This window comes from Streptomyces kanamyceticus (genome assembly GCF_008704495.1).
GTDB lineage: Bacteria > Actinomycetota > Actinomycetes > Streptomycetales > Streptomycetaceae > Streptomyces > Streptomyces kanamyceticus.
Genome location: NZ_CP023699.1, coordinates 6,129,616 through 6,142,021, shown reverse-complemented (window position 1 = coordinate 6,142,021; position 12,406 = coordinate 6,129,616). Strand labels below are relative to the sequence as shown.

Genomic DNA, 12,406 nt, shown 5'->3' with positions numbered 1-12,406 from the left:
CGACAACATCCCATTAGCTAATCGTTACCTGGCGTGACCTGGCACACAGCTCGACAAGGCCCTCTGCTGTCACAGGTGACAGAACGCCCTCTTCCGTGACGATCGCCGTCACCAACTCCGGCGGCGTCACGTCGAATGCGGGGTTGTACGCCTGGGTCCCCAGGGGGGCCACCGGAATACCGCCTCCCGCGTCTCTCCCGGTCATCGGCGCGTACGGCACCGTGACCTCCGTCACTTCATGGCCGGACCGCAGCTCCACCTCGATGGACGCCCCATCCGGGGTGGCCGGGTCCACGGTCGTCACCGGCGCCACCACGATGAACGGCACATGGTGATATCGCGCCAGCACGGCGAGCGGATAGCTCCCCACCTTGTTCGCCACCGAACCGTCGGCCGCGATGCGGTCCGCACCGATCAGTACGGCATCCACCTCTCCCGCCGCGAACAGCGAACCCGCCGCGTTGTCCGTGAGCAAGGTGTACGCCATTTCGTTCCGTGCCGCCTCATAGGCGGTGAGCCGGGCCCCCTGCAGCAGCGGCCGCGTCTCGTCCACCCACAGCCTGCGCAGACTCCCTTCCCGATGCGCCTTGAGCGCGACCGCGAACGCCGTGCCCTCGCCACCGGAGACGAGCGCCCCCGTGTTGCAGTGCGTGAGGATCCGGTGCCCGCCGCCGGGCAACAGCTCGTCGAGCAGCGCCAGACCGCGCGCCGCCATCTCCGTGCTGGCCCGAGCGTCCTCGGCGTGCAGTGCCCGCGCCGCGGCCAGCGCGGCACCGGCCGCCCCGCCGACACCATCACCACCGGCTATCGCGGTACGGTACGCCGCCTGCGCCCTGCGTACACCGTACGCAAGGTTGACCGCGGTGGGCCGCGCCCCCGCGAGGGCGTCCGCCGCCTCGTCCACGTCGAACCCGCGGACGGCGGCCAGGGCGACGCCGTACGCCCCCGCGATGCCGAGCAGCGGTGCCCCGCGCACCGCCAGCGTCCGGATCGCGTCCACCAGAGCCGGTGCGTCGGTGCACACCAACTCGCTTTCCTCGCCCGGCAGCCTGGTCTGGTCGAGGAGGACCAGCACGGGCCCTTCAGGGGGTTCGTCCCAACGGATCGCGGGGATCGCGGGGATCGCCGGGAGCTCGGTCGGCCGTGTGTGCTCGCTGGATTGCGCGTACTGATCAGCCATCCGCCCAGTCTGCCCCGTACCCATCGGACAATTGAAGGTCTACAGCCCCTACGGCGCCCGGCCCCGACGCCGGTGCACCGTGACACGATGGCTGACAACCTGCCGCCGCAACCGCGGACGGGCACCGTGAAGGAGCGACGATGAACGACACTCCGGGCTGGGCCTCGCCCGGATCTGCCCCCTCCGACGGACCGGACTCCGGCAAGCCGGACTCCGCCGAGCCCACGGCCGCCGAACAGCAGAGCGGCCCGCCCTCGAAGTGGTCCAAGGAGCAGCCGCCGCCCGCCCAGTGGTCCCCGCCCAGCACCCCGGGCCCGGGCCAGACCCCGCCACCTCCGCCTCCGCCGCCCGCCCAGGGCGGCGGCTGGGGCGGCCAGCGCCCCGGCGGTCCCGGCGCCCCGGGAGGTACCGGCGGCCCCGGCGGCTACCGAGGCTGGGGCGCCTGGCAGGGCCCGCCGCCCGCCGCCAAGCCCGGCGTCATCCCGCTCCGGCCGCTCGGCGTGGGCGAGATCCTGGACGGCGCGGTGTCCACGATGCGCGCCCACTGGCGCACGGTCCTCGGCATCTCGCTGACGGTCGCCGTCCTCACGGAGGTCGTCGTCGTCCTCCTGCAAGGCCTCGTCCTGAACGACACCGTCGACACGGATGCCCTGAACGACCCGAGCGCGACCCTCGGCGAACTGACCCGCGCCATGGGCGACACGATGCTCAGCTCCGGAGTGGTCCTCGTGATCACCCTGCTCGGCACGATCGTCGCGACGGCCCTGCTCACGATGGTCACCAGCCGCGCGGTGCTCGGTAAGTCGGTGACCACGTCGGAAGCCTGGCAGGACTCCCGGCCCCAACTGGCGCGGCTGTTCGGCCTGACGCTGCTCATCCCGCTCATCGGCGTCGCGATCGTCGGCGTCGGCGTCCTGCCCGGCCTGCTGATCGCGCTGGCGGGCGCCTCCGACGCCGGAGCCAGTCTCGCCATCCTCGGCGGCCTGGCCGCGACCGTCGCCGCCCTCTGGATCGTGGTCCGCTTCTCGCTCGCCTCGCCCGCGCTGATGCTGGAGAAGCAGGGCGTCAAGAAGTCCCTCGCCCGCTCGGTCAAGCTCGTCCGCGGCTCCTGGTGGCGCGTCTTCGGCATCCAGCTGCTCGCCGCGATCATCGCGAACGTCGTGGCATCGATCATCGTCATCCCGTTCACGTTCATCGCGGGCGCGCTCAGCGGCGAAGGCGTCACGGGCTTCCTCGACAACGCGGGCGACCTGGGCTGGACCTTCCTGATCGTCAGCGGCGTCGGCTCGGTGATCGGCTCCATGCTCACGTTCCCCATCACGGCCGGGGTCACCGTGCTGCTCTACATCGACCAGCGGATCCGCCGCGAGGCCCTCGACCTCGAACTCGCCCGCGCCGCGGGCCTCCCCGGCCACGGGACCACCGCGCCCGGCACCCCGGGGAGCTGATGCGGTGACGGCGGCGGGGGCAGTTCTCACGAGGCTCGGGGCAGCACCGCTGCTGCCGCGCACCGGCGACGACCCGCCGGTGACGATCCCGCGCGACCCCGCGCGGGAAGCAGCCGAGCGCGAACTGTCCAAGCCGATGTACCACGAGAACGACCCCAGCCTCTTCCAGCGGGCCCTGAACCGCTTCTGGGGCTGGGTCGACGACCTGTTCTCCGCCGCCTCGGGGGCCACCCCGGGCGGCGGGTTCGGCCTCCTGGTCATCGTCCTCGCCGTCGTACTCCTCGCCGTCGCCCTGTGGTGGCGCCTCGGCACCCCGCAGCGCACGCCCACCTCCGCGCCGCCCCTCTTCGACGACCGCCCCCGCAGCGCCGCGGAACACCGCGCGGCCGCCGAGGCACACGCGGCCCAGGGCCACTGGAACCAAGCCGTCCAGGAACGCATGCGCGCCGTCGTCCGCTCCCTGGAAGAGCGCGCCCTGCTCGACGTACGCCCCGGACGCACCGCCGACGAAGCGGCGGCGGAAGCGGGCCACCACCTTCCCTCCCACGCCGGCCGACTGCACACCGCCGCCCGGGAGTTCGACGACGTGACGTACGGCGGCCGCACCGCCGACGAACCGGCATACCTGCGCATCGCCGAACTCGACCGCGACCTCGAACGCACCAAGCCGGTCCTGCCGAGCACCGCCCACACCACAGCGAGCAGCAGCTCCCAGGGAGCCGCCGAATGACCGGCTCCACCGGCCCCACCAGCTCCGCCGAACCGCCACAGCCGCCCGCGCCCACACCTGGCCCCATCACCGGGACCGACACCGCGCCGCAGCCCGGCACACCACCGCGTCAGGCCACTGCCCCGACGTCGACCTCGGCCACCCCCCGCCAGCTCTGGACCCGCACCCGCGGCATCGCCCTCGCCCTGGTCGTCCTCCTGGCGGCGGCCATCGCCATCGCCGCGGTCCGCTCCGGCGCCCAGCACGGCCGCCTCGACCCGCGCACCACCGACCCCTACGGCAGCCGGGCCGTCGCCGAACTCCTCGCCGACCAGGGCGTATCCACCCGCGTGGTCACCACCGTCGAAGAGGCCAGGACCGCCGCCGGACCCGACACGACCCTCCTCGTGGCCAACCCCGACGTCCTCACCGAACGCCAGCAGTCCCGCCTGCACTCGGCCACCAAGGACTCCGGCGGACGCACCGTCCTCATCACCCCCGGCGCCCCCTCCATCGACACCCTCGCACCCGGGGTCACCGCGGACGGCAGCCCCAGCGTCGACTCCACGCTCTCCCCCGGCTGCTCCCTGCCCGCGGCCCGCCGCGCGGGCGACGCCGACATGGGCGGCATCCGCTACGACACCCTCGCCCCGGACGCCGCGGCCTGCTACCTCAGCGACGGCCTGCCCAGCCTCCTGCAACTCCCCACCCCCCGTGGAAAGGGCGACACCGTCGTCCTCGGCGCCCCCGACATCCTCTACAACGACCGTCTCGACCAGCACGGCAACGCCTCGCTCGCCCTCCAACTCCTGGGCTCACGACCCCACCTGGTCTGGTACCTCCCCTCCCTCTCCGACGACGAACCCCGCGGCTTCTTCGACCTGATCCCCTCCGGCTGGCGCTGGGCCACCCTGCAACTCACCCTCGCCGCCGTGCTCGCCGCCCTGTGGCGCGCACGCCGACTCGGCCCCCTCGTCCTCGAACGCCTTCCCGTGGCCATCCGCGCCTCCGAAACCGTCGAAGGCCGCGCCCGCCTCTACCGCAAGGCCAACGCCCGCGACCGCGCGGCCAACGCCCTGCGCACCGCCACCCGCAGCCGTCTCGCCCCGCTCGTCGGCGTCTCCCCCGCCCAGGCCCACGCACCCGAGACCCTGCTCCCCGCGCTCTCCACCCGATTCCCCTCCCCCGACCGAGACCTGCTCCCCCTGCTCTTCGGGACGCCTCCCGGCAACGACGCGGCACTCATCGCCCTCGCCGACCAACTCGACGCCCTCGAAAGAGAGGTACGCCATTCATGATGGACCCGACCACTGACAACGCCGGGCCCACCGGAGATTCCCGCAGCTCACGCGCTTCCCTCGAAGCCCTGCGCGCCGAGATCTCCAAGGCCGTGGTCGGCCAGGACCCCGCCGTCACCGGCCTGGTCGTCGCGCTCCTGTGCCGCGGCCACGTCCTCCTCGAAGGCGTCCCCGGAGTCGCGAAGACCCTGCTCGTACGCGCCCTCGCCGCGTCCCTCGAACTCGACACCAAGCGCGTCCAGTTCACCCCCGACCTGATGCCGAGCGACATCACCGGCTCCCTCGTCTACGACGCCCGCACCACCGAGTTCTCCTTCCAGCCAGGACCGGTCTTCACCAACCTCCTGCTGGCCGACGAAATCAACCGCACGCCGCCCAAGACCCAGTCCTCGCTCCTCGAAGCGATGGAGGAACGCCAGGTCACGGTCGACGGCACCCCGCGTCCCCTCCCCGAGCCGTTCCTCGTGGCGGCCACCCAGAACCCGGTGGAGTACGAGGGCACATACCCCCTCCCCGAGGCCCAACTGGACCGCTTCCTCCTCAAACTGACGGTCCCTCTCCCCTCCCGCCAGGACGAGATCGACGTCCTCACCCGCCACGCCGAGGGCTTCAACCCCCGCGACCTGCGCGCCGCGGGGGTACGCCCCGTAGCGGGCCCCGCCGAACTGGAAGCCGCCCGCACCGCCGTCGCGAAGACGACCGTCTCCCCCGAGATCACCGCCTACGTAGTGGACATCTGCCGCGCCACCCGCGAATCCCCGTCCCTCACGCTCGGCGTCTCACCCCGCGGCGCGACGGCCCTGCTCTCCACGGCCCGCGCCTGGGCCTGGCTCACCGGCCGCGACTACGTCATCCCCGACGACGTGAAGGCCCTGGCCCTCCCCACGCTCCGCCACCGCATCCAACTCCGCCCCGAGGCCGAGATGGAGGGCGTCACAGCGGACTCCGTCATCAACGCGATCCTCGCCCAGGTCCCGGTCCCCCGCTGATGGCCCTCACCGGACGCACCGCCCTCCTGGCGGCCCTCGGCAGCCTCCCCGTGGGCATCTGGGCCCCCGGCTGGACCGGCATGCTCGCCGTCAACGCCCCGCTGGCCCTGGCCTGCGCCTGCGACTTCGCCCTGGCCGCCCCCGTACGCCGACTGCGTCTGACCCGCTCCGGCGACACCTCCGCACGCCTCGGCGAGTCCGCCGACGTCGAACTCACCGTCACGAACCCTTCCGGCCGCCCCCTGCGCGCCGAACTCCGCGACGCCTGGCCCCCCAGCAGCTGGCAGCCCGGCACCGAGGTCACCGCGTCCCGTCACCACTCGACGATCCCGCCCGGCGAACGCCGCCGCCTCACCACCCGACTGCGGCCCACCCGCCGCGGCGACCACCACGCCGACCGCGTCACCATCCGCTCGTACGGCCCACTCGGCCTCTTCACCCGCCAGGGCAGTCATCAGGTCCCCTGGACCGTCCGCGTCCTGCCCCCGTTCGCCAGCCGGAAGCACCTCCCCTCCAAACTGGCCCGCCTGCGCGAACTCGACGGCCGCACCAGCGTGTTGATCCGCGGCCAGGGCACCGAGTTCGACAGCCTCCGCGACTACGTCCCCGGCGACGACACCCGCTCCATCGACTGGCGCGCCACCGCCCGCCAGTCCACCGTCGCGGTCCGCACCTGGCGTCCGGAACGCGACCGGCACATCCTTCTGGTCCTCGACACCGGCCGCACCTCGGCAGGCCGCGTCGGCGACGCCCCGCGCCTCGACGCCTCCATGGACGCGGCGCTTCTCCTGGCCGCCCTGGCGTCCCGAGCAGGCGACCGCGTCGACCTCCTCGCGTACGACCGCCGGGTACGCGCCCTCGTCCAGGGCCGAGCGGCAGGAGAAGTCCTGCCCTCCCTGGTCAACGCGCTGGCCACGCTCGAACCCGAACTCATCGAGACCGACGCCCGGGGCCTGACCGCGACGGCCCTGCGCACGGCGCCCCGCAGCTCCCTGATCGTGCTCCTCACCAGCCTCGACAGGGCCCCGGTGGAAGAGGGTCTGCTCCCCGTACTCTCCCGGCTCACCAAACGCCACACCGTCCTGGTCGCCTCGGTGGCCGACCCGCACATCGAGCAGATGGCCAAGTCCCGCGGCACAACAGAAGCGGTGTACGACGCGGCGGCCGCGGCCCAGGCCCAGTCAGAACGCCACCGCACGGCAGAACAGCTCACGCGCCGAGGCGTAACGGTCGTGGACGCCACCCCGCACGAACTGGCCCCGGCACTGGCAGACGCCTACCTGTCCCTCAAAGCCGCCGGCCGCCTCTGACAGAAAAGAGAAAAGGGCAAGGAAATTGGTCCGGAACGCAGAAAACCCCCGCACCGAATGGTGCGGGGGTTTTCTCTACAATGAGTTCGGCGGCGTCCTACTCTCCCACAGGGTCCCCCCTGCAGTACCATCGGCGCTATGAGGCTTAGCTTCCGGGTTCGGAATGTAACCGGGCGTTTCCCTCATGCTATGACCACCGAAACACTATGAAACTGTCAACCGCACCGTAGTCGTGGCCCGACATACGGGGTTGTTCGTGGTTTCAGAACCAACACAGTGGACGCGAGCAACTGAGGACAAGCCCTCGGCCTATTAGTACCAGTCACCTCCACCCGTTACCGGGCTTCCAGATCTGGCCTATCAACCCAGTCGTCTACTGGGAGCCTTAACCCCTCAAAGGGGGTGGGAATACTCATCTCGAAGCAGGCTTCCCGCTTAGATGCTTTCAGCGGTTATCCTTTCCGAACGTAGCCAACCAGCCATGCCCTTGGCAGGACAACTGGCACACCAGAGGTTCGTCCGTCCCGGTCCTCTCGTACTAGGGACAGCCCTTCTCAATATTCCTACGCGCACAGAGGATAGGGACCGAACTGTCTCACGACGTTCTAAACCCAGCTCGCGTACCGCTTTAATGGGCGAACAGCCCAACCCTTGGGACCGACTCCAGCCCCAGGATGCGACGAGCCGACATCGAGGTGCCAAACCATCCCGTCGATATGGACTCTTGGGGAAGATCAGCCTGTTATCCCCGGGGTACCTTTTATCCGTTGAGCGACGGCGCTTCCACAAGCCACCGCCGGATCACTAGTCCCGACTTTCGTCCCTGCTCGACCCGTCGGTCTCACAGTCAAGCTCCCTTGTGCACTTACACTCAACACCTGATTACCAACCAGGCTGAGGGAACCTTTGGGCGCCTCCGTTACTCTTTGGGAGGCAACCGCCCCAGTTAAACTACCCATCAGACACTGTCCCTGATCCGGATCACGGACCGAGGTTAGACATCCAGCACGACCAGAGTGGTATTTCAACGTTGACTCCACGAACACTGGCGTGCCCGCTTCAAAGTCTCCCACCTATCCTACACAAGCCGAACCGAACACCAATATCAAACTGTAGTAAAGGTCCCGGGGTCTTTCCGTCCTTCTGCGCGAAACGAGCATCTTTACTCGTAGTGCAATTTCACCGGGCCTATGGTTGAGACAGTCGAGAAGTCGTTACGCCATTCGTGCAGGTCGGAACTTACCCGACAAGGAATTTCGCTACCTTAGGATGGTTATAGTTACCACCGCCGTTTACTGGCGCTTAAGTTCTCAGCTTCGCACGCCCGAAAGCGCACTAACCGGTCCCCTTAACGTTCCAGCACCGGGCAGGCGTCAGTCCGTATACATCGCCTTACGGCTTCGCACGGACCTGTGTTTTTAGTAAACAGTCGCTTCTCGCTGGTCTCTGCGGCCACCCCCAGCTCAGACAGTAAATGTCATCACCGGTGATGGCCCCCCTTCTCCCGAAGTTACGGGGGCATTTTGCCGAGTTCCTTAACCATAGTTCACCCGAACGCCTCGGTATTCTCTACCTGACTACCTGAGTCGGTTTAGGGTACGGGCCGCCATGAAACTCGCTAGAGGCTTTTCTCGACAGCATAGGATCATCCACTTCACCACAATCGGCTCGGCATCAGGTCTCAGACTTCATGCAAGGCGGATTTGCCTACCTCACGTCCTACACCCTTACCCCGGGACAACCATCGCCCGGGCTGGACTACCTTCCTGCGTCACCCCATCACTCACCTACTACAAGTCTGGTCCGTCGGCTCCACCACTTCCCTCAACTCCGAAGAGATCGGGACGGCTTCACGGACTTAGCATCGCCTGATTCGATGTTTGACGCTTCACAGCGGGTACCGGAATATCAACCGGTTATCCATCGACTACGCCTGTCGGCCTCGCCTTAGGTCCCGACTTACCCTGGGCAGATCAGCTTGACCCAGGAACCCTTAGTCAATCGGCGCACACGTTTCTCACGTATGTATCGCTACTCATGCCTGCATTCTCACTCGTGAACCGTCCACCACTAGCTTCCGCTGCAGCTTCACCCGGCACACGACGCTCCCCTACCCATCACGATCCCCGTTGGGGGTATATATCGCAATGACACGACTTCGGCGGTACGCTTGAGCCCCGCTACATTGTCGGCGCGGAATCACTAGACCAGTGAGCTATTACGCACTCTTTCAAGGGTGGCTGCTTCTAAGCCAACCTCCTGGTTGTCTGTGCGACTCCACATCCTTTCCCACTTAGCGTACGCTTAGGGGCCTTAGTCGATGCTCTGGGCTGTTTCCCTCTCGACCATGGAGCTTATCCCCCACAGTCTCACTGCCGCGCTCTCACTTACCGGCATTCGGAGTTTGGCTAAGGTCAGTAACCCGGTAGGGCCCATCGCCTATCCAGTGCTCTACCTCCGGCAAGAAACACACGACGCTGCACCTAAATGCATTTCGGGGAGAACCAGCTATCACGGAGTTTGATTGGCCTTTCACCCCTAACCACAGGTCATCCCCCAGGTTTTCAACCCTGGTGGGTTCGGTCCTCCACGACCTCTTACAGCCGCTTCAACCTGCCCATGGCTAGATCACTCCGCTTCGGGTCTTGAGCGCGCTACTAAATCGCCCTATTCGGACTCGCTTTCGCTACGGCTTCCCCACACGGGTTAACCTCGCAACACACCGCAAACTCGCAGGCTCATTCTTCAAAAGGCACGCAGTCACGAGACACCAAGCAAGCTTGATGTCCGACGCTCCCACGGCTTGTAGGCACACGGTTTCAGGTACTATTTCACTCCGCTCCCGCGGTACTTTTCACCATTCCCTCACGGTACTATCCGCTATCGGTCACCAGGGAATATTTAGGCTTAACGGGTGGTCCCGCCAGATTCACACGGGATTTCTCGGGCCCCGTGCTACTTGGGTGTCTCTCAAACGAGCCGCTGATGTTTCGACTACGGGGGTCTTACCCTCTACGCCGGACCTTTCGCATGTCCTTCGTCTACATCAACGGTTTCTGACTCGTCTCACAGCCGGCAGACTGCAAAAGAGAGATCCCACAACCCCGTATGCGCAACCCCTGCCGGGTATCACACGCATACGGTTTGGCCTCATCCGGTTTCGCTCGCCACTACTCCCGGAATCACGGTTGTTTTCTCTTCCTGCGGGTACTGAGATGTTTCACTTCCCCGCGTTCCCTCCACACTGCCTATGTGTTCAGCAGCGGGTGACAGCCCATGACGACTGCCGGGTTTCCCCATTCGGAAACCCCCGGATCAAAGCCTGGTTGACGACTCCCCGGGGACTATCGTGGCCTCCCACGTCCTTCATCGGTTCCTGGTGCCAAGGCATCCACCGTGCGCCCTTAAAAACTTGGCCACAGATGCTCGCGTCCACTGTGCAGTTCTCAAACAACGACCAACCACCCGTCACACACCCTTACCAGGATGCTTCACCGGGGTCGGCATTGAGGTCGGGACAAACCCGTACCCTCAGATACCCAACAGCGTGCCCGACCCGATCCATCAACCTTCACGTTCCACGCCGAAGCAGTACTAGTGAAGCCAACCGATCGTGCCGAGTAGTCAACGTTCCACCCATGAGCAACCACCGTCGAACATTTGCCGACGTAGTGGCATCTGGATTCCTTGCGGAATCTAGATGCTCCTTAGAAAGGAGGTGATCCAGCCGCACCTTCCGGTACGGCTACCTTGTTACGACTTCGTCCCAATCGCCAGTCCCACCTTCGACAGCTCCCTCCCACAAGGGGTTGGGCCACCGGCTTCGGGTGTTACCGACTTTCGTGACGTGACGGGCGGTGTGTACAAGGCCCGGGAACGTATTCACCGCAGCAATGCTGATCTGCGATTACTAGCAACTCCGACTTCATGGGGTCGAGTTGCAGACCCCAATCCGAACTGAGACAGGCTTTTTGAGATTCGCTCCGCCTCGCGGCTTCGCAGCTCATTGTACCTGCCATTGTAGCACGTGTGCAGCCCAAGACATAAGGGGCATGATGACTTGACGTCGTCCCCACCTTCCTCCGAGTTGACCCCGGCAGTCTCCTGTGAGTCCCCATCACCCCGAAGGGCATGCTGGCAACACAGAACAAGGGTTGCGCTCGTTGCGGGACTTAACCCAACATCTCACGACACGAGCTGACGACAGCCATGCACCACCTGTATACCGACCACAAGGGGGGCACCATCTCTGATGCTTTCCGGTATATGTCAAGCCTTGGTAAGGTTCTTCGCGTTGCGTCGAATTAAGCCACATGCTCCGCTGCTTGTGCGGGCCCCCGTCAATTCCTTTGAGTTTTAGCCTTGCGGCCGTACTCCCCAGGCGGGGAACTTAATGCGTTAGCTGCGGCACCGACGACGTGGAATGTCGCCAACACCTAGTTCCCACCGTTTACGGCGTGGACTACCAGGGTATCTAATCCTGTTCGCTCCCCACGCTTTCGCTCCTCAGCGTCAGTAATGGCCCAGAGATCCGCCTTCGCCACCGGTGTTCCTCCTGATATCTGCGCATTTCACCGCTACACCAGGAATTCCGATCTCCCCTACCACACTCTAGCCTGCCCGTATCGACTGCAGACCCGGGGTTAAGCCCCGGGCTTTCACAACCGACGTGACAAGCCGCCTACGAGCTCTTTACGCCCAATAATTCCGGACAACGCTTGCGCCCTACGTATTACCGCGGCTGCTGGCACGTAGTTAGCCGGCGCTTCTTCTGCAGGTACCGTCACTTTCGCTTCTTCCCTGCTGAAAGAGGTTTACAACCCGAAGGCCGTCATCCCTCACGCGGCGTCGCTGCATCAGGCTTTCGCCCATTGTGCAATATTCCCCACTGCTGCCTCCCGTAGGAGTCTGGGCCGTGTCTCAGTCCCAGTGTGGCCGGTCGCCCTCTCAGGCCGGCTACCCGTCGTCGCCTTGGTGAGCTTCTACCTCACCAACAAGCTGATAGGCCGCGGGCTCATCCTTCACCGCCGGAGCTTTCAACCCTCTCCCATGCGAGAGAAGGTGTTATCCGGTATTAGACCCCGTTTCCAGGGCTTGTCCCAGAGTGAAGGGCAGATTGCCCACGTGTTACTCACCCGTTCGCCACTAATCCACCCCGAAGGGCTTCATCGTTCGACTTGCATGTGTTAAGCACGCCGCCAGCGTTCGTCCTGAGCCAGGATCAAACTCTCCGTGAATGTGTACCGGTAATCCGGTGCGACACACACGAGAGCGGAACCAAGGAGAGGAATAATCTCCCGGTTCACAGCGTCCTCGCTGTGCTGCCTGCACGACCGAGGCCGTGCAGGACTTTTTCAAAGGAACCTCAACTCACCGAAGTGAGTCGGGGTATCAACATATCTGGCGTTGACTTTTGGCACGCTGTTGAGTTCTCAAGGAACGGACGCTTCCTTTGTACTCACCCTCTCGGGC

6 protein-coding genes and 3 rRNA genes are annotated in these 12,406 nt (G+C 65.9%); 5 read left to right on the top strand and 4 right to left on the bottom strand.

The window, feature by feature from the left end; genetic code table 11:
* Nucleotides 1–13: 13 nt before the first annotated feature.
* Entirely contained in the window at nucleotides 14–1,180 is a 1,167-nt protein-coding gene (mtnA, locus tag CP970_RS26385; protein ID WP_150494010.1) for an S-methyl-5-thioribose-1-phosphate isomerase, read from the bottom strand.
* A 140-nt stretch (nucleotides 1,181–1,320) separates the two neighbouring features.
* Between mtnA and CP970_RS26380 the strand changes: the two genes are divergently transcribed.
* The 5 genes from CP970_RS26380 to CP970_RS26360 are packed head-to-tail and all read left to right on the top strand — an operon-like array spanning nucleotide 1,321 to nucleotide 6,934.
* A complete protein-coding gene (locus CP970_RS26380; protein ID WP_150494008.1) occupies nucleotides 1,321–2,628 on the top strand; it encodes a DUF7544 domain-containing protein in 1,308 nt (435 codons plus the stop codon).
* Nucleotides 2,629–2,632: 4 nt separating this feature from the next.
* Nucleotides 2,633–3,358, top strand: coding sequence for a DUF4129 domain-containing protein (locus CP970_RS26375; protein WP_055556951.1), 726 nt, complete (start codon nucleotides 2,633–2,635; stop codon nucleotides 3,356–3,358).
* Nucleotides 3,355–4,635, top strand: a complete 1,281-nt coding sequence (locus CP970_RS26370) for a DUF4350 domain-containing protein (protein ID WP_079044084.1) — start codon at nucleotides 3,355–3,357, stop codon at nucleotides 4,633–4,635. The genes CP970_RS26375 and CP970_RS26370 overlap by 4 nt, the downstream gene beginning before the upstream one ends.
* Complete coding sequence (locus tag CP970_RS26365) at nucleotides 4,635–5,624, top strand: AAA family ATPase (RefSeq protein WP_150494006.1); 990 nt, start codon at nucleotides 4,635–4,637, stop codon at nucleotides 5,622–5,624. Before CP970_RS26370 ends, CP970_RS26365 begins: the two co-directional genes overlap by 1 nt.
* A complete protein-coding gene (locus tag CP970_RS26360) occupies nucleotides 5,624–6,934 on the top strand; it encodes a DUF58 domain-containing protein (protein ID WP_150494004.1) in 1,311 nt (436 codons plus the stop codon). Before CP970_RS26365 ends, CP970_RS26360 begins: the two co-directional genes overlap by 1 nt.
* An 84-nt stretch (nucleotides 6,935–7,018) precedes the next feature.
* Here CP970_RS26360 and rrf read toward each other — a convergent pair.
* The 3 genes from rrf to CP970_RS26345 all read right to left on the bottom strand — a co-directional run bounded on the left by rrf (nucleotide 7,019) and on the right by CP970_RS26345 (nucleotide 12,171).
* Nucleotides 7,019–7,135, bottom strand: a 5S ribosomal RNA gene (rrf, locus tag CP970_RS26355).
* A gap of 91 nt (nucleotides 7,136–7,226) precedes the next feature.
* A 23S ribosomal RNA gene (locus tag CP970_RS26350) occupies nucleotides 7,227–10,352 on the bottom strand.
* A 293-nt stretch (nucleotides 10,353–10,645) separates the two neighbouring features.
* Nucleotides 10,646–12,171: ribosomal RNA gene (locus CP970_RS26345) — 16S ribosomal RNA — on the bottom strand.
* Together the 16S, 23S and 5S rRNA genes form the textbook arrangement of a ribosomal RNA operon.
* Between the last annotated feature and the right edge of the window lie 235 nt (nucleotides 12,172–12,406).